We start from the raw sequence: 15,933 nt of genomic DNA, 5'->3' as shown, positions 1-15,933 counted from the left end.
GCCATGACGGATATAACGGACAACAGAAACAGCAGCACAGCCCGGGAAATCCTGGCCCGAATCATCGACACCAGTTCGCCTGCCACCCTGCTGAGCTGCGGCAATCTGGCCACGGAGGTGTCGCAGATCTGGCAGAAACACCAGAAGGGTGTGGAGTTGCGTACTCTGGACACAACCGATCCCAACGCCAGGCTGCACCTGGATCGTGTCGCAGATCTGGCGCTGGTTACCGGAACCCTGGAGCATCTTCCCCATGACGAAGGCGCCCTTCTGCTGGGCCAGTTGAGAAACTACGGCACCCACCAGATTGCCGTTCTGGTTGGCGAAACCCCGGACTGGGCCTTTACTGATTTTATCGGACTCGGCTTCCGCCGCCATGCCGAATTGGAAAATGATAACGGCGCACTCACGCTGTATACCTACAATCTGGATACTTACAATCACAAGCGGGCCTGGAACAATCCAGAGAACTGGGCCAATCCGGAAATGTGGGGCAAAGCATGGTGGTGACAAGCGAGGCTGTGAACACTCCTTCGTCTAAAAAGCTCAAACCGAGCACAATCCGGATCGGTACCCGATATCGGGCTAACCGTCTGAAAGGCCCCTACGATGCCATCGTAATCGGTTCCGGCATTGGCGGCCTGACCACCGCGGCCTGTCTGGCCAAGGCCGGCAAAAAAGTGCTGGTGCTTGAACAGCATTACACCGCCGGAGGCTATACCCACAGCTACGCCCGCAACGGTTACGAGTGGGACGTGGGTGTCCACTACATCGGCGATATGGGCTCATCCCACACGCTGGGCCGCAGGCTGTTCGATTACATCACCGACGGCAAGCTGGAATGGGCCCCCATGGATGAGAACTACGACCGGTTCTTCCTGGGCGACAATGTGGTGAACCTGCGTGCCGGCAAGGAAGGTCTACGCCACTCCCTGCTCCAGGCCTTTCCCGATGAGCAGGACGCCATCGACCAGTATGTAAAACTGCTCGGCAAAGTGGCCGATGGTATGCAGTGGTACACGCTCTCGAAGCTCACGCCCGGCCTCCTGAGCCCGGTCATCAACAAGGGGCTTGATGTCGCCTTGCCCGACTGCTTCAACAAGACCACCTGGGAAGTACTCAACGAGCTGACCGACAATCAGGAACTGATCGGTGCCATCACCGGCCAATGGGGCGATTGCGGGGTTACCCCGAAACAATCCAGTTTTATGGTCCATGCGCTGATCGCCAAACATTACCTCTATGGCGGCTTCTATCCTGTTGGCGGCGCTTCGGAGATCGCGAAAACCATTATCCCGGTCATTCAGAAACCCGGCGGAGAGGTATTCACCTACGCCGACGTGACCGACATTCTGGTTGAGAAAGGCAAGGCAACCGGGGTACGCATGGCCGATGGCGAGGAAATCCGGGCACCGCTGGTAATCAGCAACGCCGGCGTCATCAACACCTTTGAAAAGCTGCTGCCAGCCGAGGCCGCTGAAAAGGTCGGCTATAAGAGCAAACGCCGGCACATTGTTCCCTCCATGCCCCACATCGGTCTTTACATCGGCCTGAAGGGAACACCGGAGGAACTCGGGCTGCCGCGGACCAATTTCTGGATCTATCCCAGCGCCGATCACGACGGCAACGTACAACAGTTCCTGGATGACCCTGAGCACACGGAGTTTCCGGTAGTGTATATTTCTTTTCCGGCCGCCAAGGATCCGGATTACCAGAACCGCTGGCCGGGCACCTCCACCATCGAAATTGTTGCCCCTACCACCTGGGAGATGTTCGAGCCCTGGCAGGACACCATCTGGGGCAAGCGGGGCGACGACTACGAAGCCCTGAAGCAGAAAATCACCGATCAGTTGCTGGAAGTGATGTACGAGAAGCTGCCCCAGCTCCGGGGTAAAGTGGATTACGTCGAAACCTCCACGCCGCTCTCCACGGCCTGGTTCTGCCGCTATGGCCGGGGTGAGCTCTACGGGCTGAACCACAATCCCGAGCGATTTGAACAGGACTGGCTGAAACCGAAAACCGACATTCCAGGACTGTATCTCACCGGCCAGGACATCCTCACCTGCGGTGTGGTGGGTGCCATGATCGGTGGACTGGTCAGCACCCTCGCCATTCAGGGCTGGCGCGGCGCCGGGTTGGCGAAACGTATTTTCGTGGGGTGACAGGGGTTGCGCAGACCGATTTGTTCCAAGTGCGGCGTGCACCTGAATATCTGTGCCTGCGAGGCCTGCGCCCTGGTTCCCAACCGCACCGGTGTGTCAGTGCTCCAGCATCCAACTGAGGTTGGCCACGCCAAGGGCACCGTCCGCATACTGGCCCAGTGTCTTACCAGACTGGACCTGTTCCGCGGCGAGACGCCGGAGGATCTCCGTCAGGCCGGATTCTATCCCCAAACCGATACCCGGAATTCCGCGCTGCTGTTTCCGGGACCCGGCAGCGACACCCTCGAATCCTCAGACCTCAGCCACATCCATCACTGGATCGTTCTGGACGGCACCTGGCGTAAGGCCGCCCGGATCCTCCACCAAAACCCGGCACTGGCGGCTCTGCCCCGCTTCCATTTCGCCAACCCTCCCGCGTCAGCCTACGCCATTCGCAAGGCACCGGGGGAACATCAGCTGGCCACTGCAGAGGCCGTTGCCTATCTGCTAAGCGTGGTCGAGCCAGAGCTCGATACCCAGCCAATTTCGAGAGCAATGGAGACTCTGGTGGACAAACAGATGGCCCAGATCCCGACCCGGCTGCACAAGCACTATCGATAAATCGGGCAGGGTGAGACGAGCGGTCGGTTCGGACGTAGTGTTCGCAAAGCTGATCGAAACCGAGGGTAGCCTATGTCCGCGCAATTTGACCCCGCAGATCTCTCCCGCATCATTGAAATGGCCTGGGAAGATCGTACGCCTTTCGAGGCCATTGAGGAGCTTTACGGATTACCGGAGAAGGACGTCATTCGCCTGATGCGTCATGAGCTCAAACCCGGCAGCTTCCGGCTCTGGCGCAAACGGGTAACCGGACGCAATACTAAACATCGCCAGCTACGGCCTGAAGGTGTAAACCGTGGCTATTGCCCGACCCAGTACAAGCACCGATAAACGCCTCGTCATTGGCATTGACGGCGAAGCTACGCCATCATGAGCACTCAGACATCAAGCAAGTGAGGAACCTTCTCGATGGCAATGTTCAACCAGAAAGACGCCCGGAAACAGCTGGACGCCGAGGCCAGCAAGGTTCATCGGGCGGATCTGGAGACACTGCTGGACCGCCAGCGAAGTATTGAAGATAAAGTGAAAGACAGCGGCAAACTGGCGCGTTTCAGTTCTGACATCAAGCTGATGTTTTCAATGATCCGCGATTATTGGCATGGCAATTATCGCAGCGTACCCTGGAAAACCATCGCTGCGGTGGCCGGTGCGCTCTTGTACGTTCTAAACCCGCTGGATGTCATACCGGACCTGATATTCGGCTTCGGTCTTATCGACGATGCCGGCGTCGTCGCGCTATGCCTTAAACTGGTAGAATCCGACTTGCTTCGCTACGCTGCGTGGAAAGAACAACAGGAAGAACCTGACAACCGGGCCAGTGCCAATTGATTAATTTCTGAACTGACGGTATTCTCCCGCCCCTGCTGTTGCAACACCTGAATCAAATCTGGAGTTACCGTGGATTTAGCCACTCTCATCGGTCTTGCAGGCGCTATTCTACTCATTGCGTCTGCCGTTATTCTTGGTGTTTCGCCAGCTGTCTTTATCAACCCCGCCTCACTGTTGATCGTTGTTGGCGGCACCATGTTTGTGGTGCTGGCCAAATTCAGTGTTGCCCAGTTCCTCGGCGCCTTCAAAGCGGCCGCCCGCGCCTTCAAGTTCAAACTGCCGGAAACCCAGGCCAGCATCGAAGAACTGGTGGATATTGCCAACGTTGCCCGTAAAGAGGGTGTTCTCGGCCTGGAAGACAGAGAGATCAGCAGCCCGTTTCTGGCGCAGGGCATACAGATGCTGGTGGATGGACAAGATGGCAAGACCATCAAAGAGCTTCTTAACAAGGAGCGGTTGATGACGCTTGACCACAACCGCTCCGGCGCCAAAGTCTTCACGGCCATGGCGGATGTCGCGCCGGCGATGGGCATGATCGGCACGCTGATTGGTCTGGTTCAGATGTTGTCGAACATGGAAGACCCGAAATCCATCGGCCCTGCTATGGCGGTCGCCCTGCTGACCACACTTTACGGCGCCATGATCGCCACCATGATTGCCACCCCGATTGCCGACAAGCTCTCTCTGCGAATGACCGAGGAAGCGCGCATGCAGTCGCTGTACATTGATGCCCTGGTCGCCATCCAGGAGGGCACCAACCCACGCATCATCGAGCAGATGCTGTCTAGCTACCTGCCCCCCAAGGAACGTGAGAAAGCGGCTGCAGCTGAAGGCGCCTGACAATGGACGAATTGCCTGAAGAGGAAAAACCGGGGATTCCGGCGTGGGTTGTTACCTTCGCCGATCTGATGTCCCTGCTGATGTGCTTCTTCGTACTGTTGCTGTCCTTCTCGGAAATCGACGCCCAGAAGTTCAAGCAAATCGCCGGTGAACTCTCCAAGGCCTTCGGCGTTCAGCGGGACGTGCCCGCCCTGGAAATCCCCAAGGGTACCAGCCCCATTTTTGACAAGTTTTCGCCCGCCCCGCCGGAGCCCACCGTGGTCAACGAAGTCAAACAGACCACGACGGAAGAAGACCCGGAACTCCAGACCCTGAAAAGTCCCACCGACATGGCCGTTGAAGCCGCGATGGAGGAACAGCTGCAGGAAACCATGGACCAGATCCTCCAGGTTCTGGAACCTGCAATCGCCGATGGGCGCATCAATGTAAGTGAAGATCAGCGGCGAATAGTGATCCGAGTGGAAGAAAAAGGTTCCTTCCCCTCCGGTTCGGCCCAGCTGACCTGGGAGTTTGAAGGCCTGCTGCTGGACATGGCGGAGGTTATTGAAGGCATCCCCGGTGATCTGACCATCGAGGGGCACACCGACAACGTACCCATCCGAACCGATCGTTTCTACAGCAACTGGGATCTCTCGGCTGCCCGGTCTGCCGCCGTGGCCAACGTCCTGGTAGCCAGGGACCAGGTCGAACCGACCCGCCTGTCCGTCACCGGTCTGGCGGATACCGAGCCCAGAGTCGCCAACACCTCAGCAGAGAACCGCGCCAAGAACCGGCGCGTGGAAATCATTATCGATCTTTCCGGCCCTATGCAGGAACAGGAAGTGCGACTCCGGGAGCTGATTCAGTCCGAATCGGACGATGCAGAATCAATCCTCGGTATCGAATCCGACAGTTCGACATCAAACGAAATCAGCTGGTAACCGAACTCAATTTTGGTGCACACAACCCTAAAACGCACAACCATAGTGCGCGCCAGAGCTAAAACCGCTCTCTGACGCCTTCCTGCAATTCCTTAACTGTCTCTCATCGCTCGATATGCATTGTTTTGGAACAGCTCTTGCTTCAGCTGCACCTCATCAATGCACAACCCAATGTTAAACGGCCCAATAGAGGCCGTACACACAACATCAGGAGCGAAAACCCGTGGACATCACGAGTGCAGTACACACCCTGACTGAAAGCGCCAACACGCTGTTCATCCTCATCGGCGCCATTATGGTGCTGGCCATGCATGCCGGCTTTGCCTTCCTGGAAGTGGGCACGGTCCGCCACAAGAACCAGGTCAATGCCCTGGTGAAGATCATGACCGACTTCGGCATCTCCGCCGTGGCCTACTTCTTTATCGGCTATTACATTGCCTACGGTAGTCATTTCATGAGCGGTGCCGCCGAGCTCACTGCTGCCAACGGCTATGATCTGGTGAAGTTTTTCTTCCTGATGACTTTCGCCGCGGCCATTCCCGCCATCGTGTCCGGCGGTATCGCCGAACGGGCAAAGTTCTATCCGATGCTGATTGCCTCTGGCCTGATTGTCGCCTTTATCTACCCCTTCTTTGAGGGGCTTATCTGGAACGGCAACTATGGTTTCCAGAGCTGGCTGGAGAACCAGTTTGGTGCATCTTTCCACGACTTTGCCGGCTCCGTTGTAGTGCACGCGGTGGGCGGCTGGATCGCTTTGGCGGCGGTACTCGTTCTGGGTGCACGCAATGGGCGCTACCGCAACGGCAAGGTGGTGGCCTTTGCCCCCTCCAACATCCCCTTCCTCGCCCTGGGCGCATGGATTCTGACCGTTGGCTGGTTCGGCTTCAACGTCATGTCGGCCCAGACCCTGGATGGCATCAGCGGCCTGGTCGCCGTGAACAGCCTGATGGCGATGGTCGGCGGCATTCTGGTCTCCATGCTGCTTGGCCGCAAAGACCCCGGCTTTATCCACAACGGCCCGTTGGCGGGCCTCGTGGCTGTCTGTGCCGGCTCTGACCTGATGCATCCGGTTGGCGCCCTGGTGACCGGTGCTGTGGCCGGCGCCATCTTTGTGTACCTGTTCGAATGGGCCCAGGCCAAGATTGAACGACTGGACGACGTGCTGGGTGTCTGGCCGCTGCATGGTGTCTGTGGTGTCTGGGGTGCGATTGCCTGTGGCATCTTCGGCCAGGAAGCGCTCGGCGGCCTGGGCGGCGTCAGCCTGATGTCGCAGATCGTCGGCTCGGTTGCCGGCGTTGTCGTGGCCTTTATTGGCGGCCTGATTGTCTATGGCGCAATCAACGCCATCTCGGGCCTGCGCCTGACCGAAGAAGAAGAGTTCAACGGGGCCGACCTGAGCATTCACCGGATTGGTGCTACCGCCGTCGAGTGACACCCGGTTACCCCGAGGTTCACTCAGCATATCCGGTCAGTTCCATGTAGCCCACGCCGCCATGGCTGCCGGATACCGAAACCGGGCTCTCCCAGTACGGGTAGAGCCCCGTATTCCGGTAATCCCCTGCCGGCGCAGCTATCTCCAGATTCACCCCGAAGTCCGGCACCGACAGTTGCCAGGCACGGGGATAACCGTCGCTCTCGGTCAATGGCGTAAGGCTAACCTGATCGGCGCCAAGGACGGTCGGCTCACCATCAGCAGGAATCCAGGTTCCGGCACGAAAGCCACCGTCTTCTTCCCTGAGCTGGAAAGCCATCAGTTTGTCGCCCGAATCCAGATGCAGCGCAAACCAGTCCCAGCCCTGCTGGCCGGATTTCAGAAACTGGCTGCTCCACTCCCGGTCAAACCAACCCTTCCCACTGACTTCCAACGTCTGATCAACCAGGGTGACCGTGCCGTCGATCTGAAGGTCCACCAGACTGAAATACATGGAACCCTCGCCATCGGCGGATTTGGCGCTGAAACCCTGATCGCCGTGAGCTACGGGCTTTCCGGTGATGTTCAGGGTCAAATCGTAGGACCAGCCATCCGCCGCGACCTGCAGCCGCCATGAACCATGCCCGGGTTCAGTCTCAAGCTCCCAGTCGTCCAGCCACACGGCGATCGGCTCTGCCCGGGCTCCTGCGTGGCCAACGGCGCCCCGGGCCAGCTTCTCTGCGAAGTAGTGCCGGGTATCAAAGCTTACTGCGGCATGTGCCATCCAGGCCGCTTCCAGGGGCCAGTTGTTTGCGTCCGGGGGCTCAGCGTCTGCCGGCCTCGGCTTGATTGCCTGGCGGAACTGGGTCCATTGCAGGCCAAGGGGCTCGCCATCCTCCGTCTTCAAATTGGCGGTCAGGTACCACCATTCGATCCGGTGCTGCGGGTGGGGGCCATAATCCTCGGGAAATGTCAGCCGGTCTCCCGGCCCGGGCTGCAGAAAGGGCACACCGGATTCGTTATCCGCGATGCCGGCCAGTCCGGCAAAGCCTGACTCTTGCTGTGGCTCCGAACAGCCGGCCAGAACCACGGCGAACCAGATGAAGATCCAGCGCCTCATCGCTCACCTCCTGCCAGGGCATTGGCGTTTACGGGTGCAACCGTCGGCGATTTCAACTGGCGGCTCATCAGTAAGGCGATGCTGAGACCGATCAGCACGCTGAGCACACCAAGCTCCAGCCAGAACCCCGGATAGACGGCCATGGGCAGGGACCAGCCAAACGCGATGGGATTGATCCGATGCACCAGCACCCAGGTCAGCCAGACACCCAATGGCAGGGCCAGCAGGGCAATGGCACCGGTCAACGACACTGACAACCGGACCAGCTGAGCCGAGGCCTGCCTTCGTGACAGCCCCCACACCACAAGCAGCCGGAAATACCAGGCACGGGTCGAGAAGAAGACCCAGCCCATCATCAGAAGGGCGATAGCCGCCAGTATCAGGGTCAGGGTGGTCATGGCCCGAGTCAGCAGAAAGGTCTGGTCGAAAATGGCAGAGGCGAGCTCTTCAATCGCCCGGTTGTCCCGGACCGTCAACGCCTCGACCTGCCATACCCCTTTTAATCCATCGGTCACTGCCTCAATGGAGAGATTGCCCGGCGAAACTGACAGGCTCTGGAAGCCGGTTTCGAACTCCGCTGGAAGAACCGACGGATGAATCAGGATCTCGCCGGCTGGACGGCCGTAGTCCGGGTAAATGGCCAGTACCGGAAGTTCGAAGGACTGACTTCCGAAAAGTACCGTCAATGTCTGTCCGACCGCTATATCCTGCCGGCGCGCCAGCTGTTCATTCACCATCACGCCCTGGCCCTGTTGCAGTCGCTGCCAGGGCTGCGGCGCTGATTCAAACAACTCCCAACCTGTCACCAGTGGGCCAACGGGACCTATGGCAAAGACGTCTACCCTGGTTTCTTCCTCATCCTCGCCGCCCGGCAGAGTTGCCCGACCGCGAATGACCCGGTGCCACAGCCCGGAAGCAGAGAGCCCCGGCTGTTCAGCGAGCCAGTCGAGTGCCAGGGCCGCATCTGCTGATTCCGGGACTTCAACGTAATAGTCCGCTTCCAGTCTCTGCGCCAGCCACCGGTCAAAGGTGCTCTCAAAAGTCGTCACCAGTGCCTGCACCGCCAGAACCATCGCCATGGCGAACTGCAGGGCTACCAATGGCAAGGCCAGGCGGCGAGCCAGCACGGCAAGCTCCCGATGGCGCCAACGTGCCTGCAGATCCGTGTCGTGGCCGGACCGCCAGTCTGCAAGCGAGGCAATCAACCTGGGCGCGAGAAGTCCCGCAGCCACGAACACCATGGCCACGGCAATGAAAAGCCAGAGCAGATCTGTGACCCAAACCGATAAAGCAAGGCCTGCCATCAGCACCAACAACACCAGGCCGCCGTATCGGCGGTTGCCTCCCACAAGCCCCCGGGCCATTGGCCGGAGGAAATCTGCCAGGCAAGCCGCCAGAACCACTGCGAGCATGGTGGCAAACGGCATCAGCCAACTGCCGCCCCGGCCCGCGTACAACGGCTGATCAAACAACCCTTCAAGCGCACGCCCAAAGCCACTGCCCAAACCGGTGGCCAGCCAGCGGCCGAGCCAGATTCCGGGCACAACACACACCAGGGCCAGCAGCATGATTTCAACCACTAGCAAACGATTGATTCTACCTTGAGGGACACCAAACCGATTCAGCAGTGCAAAACTGTCCCGGCGCTGGGCCATACCCAGCAGATACACGCTGCGCACCAGCAGGGCGGTAATCAGCAGAACCAGCACACCGAGGGCGTCCAGATTCAGCAGGAAACTGTCGCCAAGCTCACCGGTATCCGGGCCTACCCTGAACGGTACCAGCTTGTAGGGGGGCGGCAGATCCCCGGCGCTGTGATCATCCGATACCAGCAAGGACAACTCGCCTCGTCGCTCGCGGGCCAATTCTGCCGCTTCACTGATATCCACAAAAGGCCTGCCATCGAGTTCACCGCCCCAGGGCGCTTCTTCCCCGGCAGAATCCTGAAAGCATCCTGCCGCCAGCGGGTCGACACCGACCACGCGTCCACCCCCCGACGAAGACACCTCCAGCCATGGCATCACGCAGAGTCCTGCTCGGCGAAGTTCGACAAAGTCTTCCACGGCCACCCGTTTGCCGTCTTGGCGCTCTACCTGCTGGCGCTCGGCCACGGCCGATTCGCTCTGATCAAGACTGGCCCGGGCCTGGCTGGTGAGCTGGTGGACGCCCGTCCAGAGCATGGTGGCCAGCACAATCATGGCAGCCAGGGCCAGCAACTGAAGCGGGTGTCGACGGTAATGGCTGAACAGGGCGCCCGGAAGAGTCATCGCGGGCTCAGGTTTCCGGCAGATGGCCAAGATCCAGGTGCTGGCTGCAGCGGGTGGCCAGTTCGGGATCGTGGGTGGCGAGGATGAGGCCGCAACCGTGCCGCGCCTGCAACTCGAATAACTGCCCGATCACTGCCTCGGCGGTATGCCGGTCCAGACTGCCGGTCGGTTCGTCGGCAAGAATCAGGGCCGGCTTCATGGCAAAGACCATGGCGAGAGACGCACGCTGGCGCTGCCCGCCGGACACCTGATCCGGAAAGCGGTCGGCAAGCTCGCCAATGCCCAGGCGCTCCAGCCAGTCCCGGCAATCATCCTCGGGTTGACCGGCAAGCTTTGCCCGAAAACGCACATTGTCCAGCAGCGACAGAGCAGGCATCAGATTGGCTTCCTGGAAAACCACACCGATCTGCTGTCGGCGAAGGTCGCCCCAGCGCGCGTCAGCCTTGCTTCCGGCCTCCGTTGACCGGGTATCAAATGTCTCTCCGAGCACCTGAACAGTGCCTGAGTCGGGCTTTTCCAGGCCGCACAGGATGTTCAACAGGGTGCTTTTACCAGAGCCCGAACGGCCTGTCAGCGCCAGCGATTCACCCGCCTCCAGTTGCAACGAAAGATCGGTAAGCACCGGCACCGGTTCATCGCCGCTGCGAAACTGCTTGTTCAGGCCTCGGGCCGATAGCAAAGAATCCACCATGGTTTTCCTGTCAGTCGGGCGCCCCGATCGGCTCTGCCATGTCGCCATGCCGCCGTGCGCGCCATTCCCGGAACTGCTCCAGCCATGACAGCAAGGCCGGAATCACCAGCAGCACCAGCAAGGTCGAAAGCCCCAGGCCAAACGCGATGGAGGTGGCCATGGGAATCAGGAACTGGGCCTGCAGGGAGGTCTCGAACAACAGGGGCAACAGACCGCCGATGGTTGTCAGTGATGTCAGCATCACCGCCCGAACCCGCTGCACCGCGGCTTCGTTGAGCGCGTCGGTGATGCCCAGCCCTTTTTTCCGCTGCTGGTTATAGAAGGCTACGAGGATAATGGCGTTATTGACCACAATACCGGACAGACCGAACAGGCCAAACAGGGAGAGGATCGTCAGCTGCAGCCCCATCAGCCAGTGACCCAACAGCGCGCCCACCAGGGCAAAGGGAATAATGGCCATGACGATCAGTGGCAGGCTCCAGGAGGCAAAGACCCAGGCCAGCACCACGTACATGAGCGCCAGACCGATAACCAGGCCGGTTTGCATGTCACCCAGAGTTTCCCGCTGATCGGCGGCACGGCCCTCGAAGCTGTAACGCACGTTGTAGCGACTGGCAATCTCCGGCAGGGCTTCTGCCTCGAGACTGGTCAGAATCTGGTCCGTGGTGCTAACCCGGGTGTTCAGCCCGGAAGTAACCTCCACGGCCAGTCGTCCTTCCGCGTGCCGCAAGGCCTGAAAGCCCTGGCGGTGATCCAGGTTCATAACCTGGGTCAGCGGAACGAACCGTCCGTCAGGGATCCGAACTGTGATACGGGAAAGCGTCGACAGTCGCTCCCGCTGATCCTGAGGCAACTGGACGCGAACCTCCACTTCATCACGGCCATCCTGATAGATCTGGGCAATCCGGCCGTCAAAGGCCGCCCTAAGCTGGCGCCCGAGATCCGAGGTGGTCAGTCCCAGCGCCTCACCGTACGCACTGACCTGGTAAATCAGCTGCTCACGGCCCCACGGCATGTCGTCTTCCACATCGAGCACACCGGGCAGCGTCGACAGCGCCTGTCCGAGTTCATCGGCGGCCTGTTTGAGTCGTTCGGCGTCCTCACCGGTCAGCCGCACATTTACATCCCGACCCGGCGGCCCGGCCTGGCGCTCGGAAATCGTCAGATTGTCGAGCCCGGCCGGCGTCTCCAGCCGACTACGCCACTCGGTAATGAATTGCGGATTGCGCACCGAGCGACGGTCGGACGGAACCAGCTCGATCATCATTGAGCCCAGTTCGTCACCACTTCGCGAGCTGCCCTCGGCACCCTGGGTTGCACCCCGGGTGGTCACGGCGTGGAGGATAAAGTCCCCGCCGAGGGCCTCTTCGGTCTCATTGAGCGTTCGCTGCATCTGCGTCAGGAAACCATCCACCGTGCCCCGATCGGTGCCGGCCACAAAACTGGCGTTGGCATAGAAGACAGAGGGCTCCGGGGTCGGGAAAAAGTTGAAACCGAGACGGCCACCGGCCAGCAAACCAACGGTAACGATGGCCAGGGTCAATGCGCTGGCTACCGTGGCGCCCCGGTGCTGCAGACTGTACCGGGAAAAACGCCGGAACCTGCCTTCCCGGAACCGGTCGAAACGTTGCTCGAAGCCCTGCCGGAAACGTTCCACCGGGCCCGGTTTTTTGGGCTCCGGCGCCTCCGCTTTTTTCTTTCGGCGTGGCACAAAGGCATGGCGCAGATGCGCCGGCAGTACAATGAAACACTCAAGTAGGGAAGCAACCAGAACGCAGATCATCACCAGTGGAATATCGCCCAGGATATTGCCGATGACACCACCCACCACCAGCAGGGGCATAAAGGCCGCAACGGTGGTTAGAGAAGAGGCCAACACCGGCCAGACCATGCGCTTGGCTGCACCTTCCGAGGCATAAATTGACTCCTCCCCCATCCGGGCATGGGCATCGGCATCCTCGCCCACCACAATGGCATCGTCGACAATCACCCCCAGTGCCATGATCAGCGCAAACAGGGAAATCATGTTGATGGAGCCACCGATCAGCCAGAGCACGGCCATGGCCGCCAGAAACGCTGTCGGAATGCCGATTGCCACCCACATGGCGACCCGGCCCGGCAAAAACAGGTACAGCAGGCACACCACCAGTACCAGACCACCCAGGCCGTTCTTCACCAGGAGAGAAATACGATCATCCAGCAGCTGCCAGGTCTCGTCATATACCTCCAGCTCCACCGTCGGTGGCAGCACCGGCCGGGTGTCCGCCAACCAGTTTTCCAGCACCTTGGCCGCTTCCAGCGAATTGCCGTTTTCCGATCGCTGCAGCTGCAGCTCAACCGCCGGCTTGCCGTCCTTTTCCAGCGTTACCTGACTCTCGCGGGCCTCCTGCCGGATGATCGCCACATCGCCCAGGTTAAGCTGGATCCGTTCACCACTGAGCACCGGAATGTTTTCAAACTCCTGGGGGCTTCGGCGCTGCTCCACGGCCCTCAGTTCCCGGGTGGCGTCCTGCTGCGCCATCATGCCGGCGGGCAGGTCGCGGGAAATGGCTGCCACCCGTTCGGCAATCTGTTCCAGTGATAGTCCCAATGTCTCGAGCCGTTCCACCGGCACATCAATGCTGATCTGCTGCTCCGGCAGGCCGCGGATCGACACGCGGTCAATGCCGCGCTGGAGCAATTCATCTTCAAACCGGTAGGCCATCTGCCGCAGTTCGCTTCGATCAACATCGCCAAACATCAACAAGCGGGCGACAGGCTCGTAGCGTTCAATGCGGGTTACCTGGGGTTCTTCCGCCTCGGCGGGGAAATTGGTGAATTCATCCACCTGCTGGCGCACGTCGTCCAGGGCCTGAATCGGATTGGTGCCTTCCTCGAATTCAAGGGTTATTGAAGACACACTCTGGGCCGATGTGGAGGTCATTTTTTTCAGACCGTCCACGCTGCGTAATCGCTGTTCCAGTGGGTTAGTGATGCCCTGTTCGACATCTTCGGCGGAAGCACCGCTCCAGACCACCCGGACACTGACCACATCCAGGGCAAAGGTGGGGAAAAACTGGATGTTCATCCGGGTCAGGGCCAGCACGCCACCCAGCAGCATGACCAGCATCACCAGATTGGCAGCTACCCGGTGGTGGACAAAAAAACCGATGACGCCCTTCTTCCGCCTCATTGCTCCGCTGCTCCGGAATCAGCGGCGTCCACCTTCAGGCCGGTCACCGCATTGGGCAGGTGCGTGGTGATCAGTTGCGCGCCAGACACCAGGGCTTCGCCAGATACCAGAAGACGACGCTCACCATTGCTGCCTCTGGCCTCGCCAATGCGCTCGATTCGGGCGCGCTCCATCCGGCCGTCGGACGACATCAGGTAAACACTGTCGGCACCATAGAGGGCGCTGAACGGAATCGACACGGTATTGCTGCGAGCCGCCCGCTCCAGGGTCACGGGCAAGAGGCCCCCGGGCCGTATTCCCCTGGCCTCGCCTTCGAGCTCAAGAATGGCCTCGGTACCGGAGGCATCGCTGGTGCCGGCGAAACGGGTGAGCCGGAACCGATGCTGATCACCCTCGCTGGTGGCCGTCAGGGTTTCCCCGCGCGCCAGCGCATCCAGAAGCTCGGCACGGAACATCTCCGGAACCCTGGCTCTGAGTTCAAGACCATCCAGGGGATACAGCGACAGCAGCGATTCGTTACGGCTGACCTGGTCTCCCTCGGCAACCCGGATGTCTGTCACCATGCCGTCGAAAGGCGCAACCATACGGGCCCGGTCGGCATCCCGTCGCGTGCTGATCAGATTTGCCTCCGCCTGAGCCAGTTTCGCTTCCAGGCTCTGCAGCCGAGCCGGATGTTCTTCAATCGCGCGCTGCCGGGTATTCACTGTCAGCTCCGCTCTGGCAGCGGCATCCGTAGCCGCTTCGAGTGCCTCTCGGGAGGCAAGGTTGCGGTTCAACAGCGATCGGGTACGCTCCAGCTGTCGGCGGGCGTTCTCGAGAATCGCCTGCTCGCTGGCCAGCGCTGCCTGGTCATTCCGGTAGCGCACCTGCTCCGATCGAATCTGGGCTTTCAGATCATTTACCTGAGCCTCGGCCTGAGCCAGGGCGGGTTGGATATCAGCCTCATCCAGAGCCACCAGAAGCTCTCCCTCACTGACACGCTGCCCTTCCATCACCGGCCTGGCACCGATACGACCGGCCAGGGTAGCGGTTACGGTCAGCTGCTCAGGCGCAAGAACCTCTCCGTACAGGGGCAAAACCGGCGTGTGGATGCCCGGCTCAATCTGCTGAACCTGAACACGCCAACTCCGCTCGGTGGCACTGACTTCTGCCGGCTCCGGGCGGGTCATTTTGAGAATCATGAAGCCGGCGATACCGACGGCGAGGATCAATACGGGAATAAGTCGTTTGGACATTACTTGCTGGCCAGCTAAGGTAAAAAAAGCCCTTCGGGCTGTTAGGTTCAGACTACTATACAATCAAGGCTCGTTTTCGGATCGGACAAGCCTGAGCCCTGCGTCAATTTTACGCGGCGCATCGTCCATTCATGGCAACGGAGAGCATCCATCTTGGCAGTAGAACATCATGTCAATCTCCTCAACGCAACGCTGATTAACGGGTTGATCGTTGCCGTCGTGGTACTGATCCACCACGAAGTGCTTATTAATTTGAGCGGACTCCTGTCAAAAATGCGGCAGAGTCATCGCTTCCGGCTGATTGCCGCCGTATTCGGCGTCCTCGCAGCCCACACCCTGCAAGTCTGGATCTTTGCCGGTGCTTTTTATGTTATGCACCATGCCGAAGGCTGGGGCGAACTGGGCGGCAATTTCAGCGGCAGCATCCTGGACTGCGTCTACTTCTCCTTCACCACATTTACCACCGTCGGCTATGGAGATGTCGAACCCTTTGGAATCCTGCGTTTCCTCACCGGCATAGAAGCACTGTCCGGGCTGGTTCTGATCACCTGGAGTGCCTCCTTCCTGTTCGTGGAAATGCAGCGCTACTGGCCCACCCGCTAGACTTTAGTCGAAAATCGACGGCTACTTCGCACGAATTCTGATCTAATACCCGGATCTTGCGGCATGTGCACTATCTTTGTACAT

General features: G+C 59.8%; 14 protein-coding genes. 9 read left to right on the top strand and 5 right to left on the bottom strand.

Going from position 1 to position 15,933, the window contains the following annotated elements:
- The first annotated feature begins 3 nt into the window (after positions 1 to 3).
- From FMN52_RS17410 to FMN52_RS17375, 8 genes are all read left to right on the top strand, one after another.
- Positions 4 to 510, top strand: a complete 507-nt coding sequence (locus FMN52_RS17410) for a DUF6231 family protein (RefSeq protein ID WP_148609889.1) — start codon at positions 4 to 6, stop codon at positions 508 to 510.
- Entirely contained in the window at positions 501 to 2,162 is a 1,662-nt protein-coding gene (locus FMN52_RS17405; RefSeq protein ID WP_148609888.1) for an NAD(P)/FAD-dependent oxidoreductase, read from the top strand. Before FMN52_RS17410 ends, FMN52_RS17405 begins: the two co-directional genes overlap by 10 nt.
- 6 nt (positions 2,163 to 2,168) lie before the next feature.
- A complete protein-coding gene (locus FMN52_RS17400) occupies positions 2,169 to 2,762 on the top strand; it encodes a tRNA-uridine aminocarboxypropyltransferase (protein ID WP_240339525.1) in 594 nt (197 codons plus the stop codon).
- Between the two features lie 72 nt (positions 2,763 to 2,834).
- Entirely contained in the window at positions 2,835 to 3,092 is a 258-nt protein-coding gene (locus FMN52_RS17395) for a TIGR03643 family protein (RefSeq protein WP_148609887.1), read from the top strand.
- 78 nt (positions 3,093 to 3,170) lie between these two features.
- Positions 3,171 to 3,590, top strand: coding sequence for a YkvA family protein (locus FMN52_RS17390; RefSeq protein ID WP_148609886.1), 420 nt, complete (start codon positions 3,171 to 3,173; stop codon positions 3,588 to 3,590).
- A 69-nt stretch (positions 3,591 to 3,659) separates the two neighbouring features.
- Positions 3,660 to 4,430 carry a flagellar motor protein PomA gene (gene pomA / locus FMN52_RS17385; RefSeq protein WP_148609885.1) on the top strand — a complete coding sequence of 257 codons (771 nt, stop codon included), beginning with the start codon at positions 3,660 to 3,662 and terminating at the stop codon, positions 4,428 to 4,430.
- Positions 4,431 to 4,432: 2 nt separating this feature from the next.
- Positions 4,433 to 5,350, top strand: coding sequence for a flagellar motor protein MotB (locus FMN52_RS17380; RefSeq protein ID WP_148609884.1), 918 nt, complete (start codon positions 4,433 to 4,435; stop codon positions 5,348 to 5,350).
- 223 nt (positions 5,351 to 5,573) lie between these two features.
- The gene (locus FMN52_RS17375; RefSeq protein WP_148609883.1) at positions 5,574 to 6,782 is read left to right on the top strand and encodes an ammonium transporter; all 1,209 of its coding nucleotides are present in this window, start codon (positions 5,574 to 5,576) and stop codon (positions 6,780 to 6,782) included.
- A gap of 19 nt (positions 6,783 to 6,801) precedes the next feature.
- On the opposite strand, the gene FMN52_RS17370 is transcribed toward FMN52_RS17375, so the two are convergent.
- From FMN52_RS17370 to FMN52_RS17350, 5 genes are read right to left on the bottom strand one after another with little or no spacing between them, the layout of a single operon-like run.
- Positions 6,802 to 7,881 (bottom strand): lipocalin-like domain-containing protein, encoded by a 1,080-nt coding sequence (locus tag FMN52_RS17370; RefSeq protein ID WP_148609882.1) that lies wholly within the window; start codon positions 7,879 to 7,881, stop codon positions 6,802 to 6,804.
- A complete protein-coding gene (locus FMN52_RS17365) occupies positions 7,878 to 10,148 on the bottom strand; it encodes an FtsX-like permease family protein (protein WP_148609881.1) in 2,271 nt (756 codons plus the stop codon). Before FMN52_RS17365 ends, FMN52_RS17370 begins: the two co-directional genes overlap by 4 nt.
- A 7-nt stretch (positions 10,149 to 10,155) precedes the next feature.
- On the bottom strand, positions 10,156 to 10,839 hold the full coding sequence (locus tag FMN52_RS17360) for an ABC transporter ATP-binding protein (RefSeq protein WP_148609880.1): 684 nt from the start codon (positions 10,837 to 10,839) through the stop codon (positions 10,156 to 10,158).
- Positions 10,840 to 10,849: 10 nt separating this feature from the next.
- Positions 10,850 to 14,011, bottom strand: a complete 3,162-nt coding sequence (locus FMN52_RS17355; RefSeq protein ID WP_148609879.1) for an efflux RND transporter permease subunit — start codon at positions 14,009 to 14,011, stop codon at positions 10,850 to 10,852.
- On the bottom strand, positions 14,008 to 15,246 hold the full coding sequence (locus tag FMN52_RS17350; RefSeq protein ID WP_148609878.1) for a biotin/lipoyl-binding protein: 1,239 nt from the start codon (positions 15,244 to 15,246) through the stop codon (positions 14,008 to 14,010). The genes FMN52_RS17355 and FMN52_RS17350 overlap by 4 nt, the downstream gene beginning before the upstream one ends.
- A gap of 153 nt (positions 15,247 to 15,399) precedes the next feature.
- On the opposite strand from FMN52_RS17350, the gene FMN52_RS17345 reads away from it, so the two are divergent.
- Positions 15,400 to 15,849: a potassium channel family protein gene (locus tag FMN52_RS17345; protein WP_148609877.1), complete on the top strand. Its 450-nt coding sequence runs from the start codon at positions 15,400 to 15,402 to the stop codon at positions 15,847 to 15,849.
- The last annotated feature ends 84 nt before the right edge of the window (positions 15,850 to 15,933 follow it).

The sequence above is a fragment of the Marinobacter sp. BW6 genome, assembly GCF_008107725.1.
In the GTDB taxonomy this organism is placed as follows: domain Bacteria; phylum Pseudomonadota; class Gammaproteobacteria; order Pseudomonadales; family Oleiphilaceae; genus Marinobacter.
The sequence above is the reverse complement of the archived record's forward strand: the minus strand, read 5'-3'. Positions and strand labels throughout refer to the sequence as shown.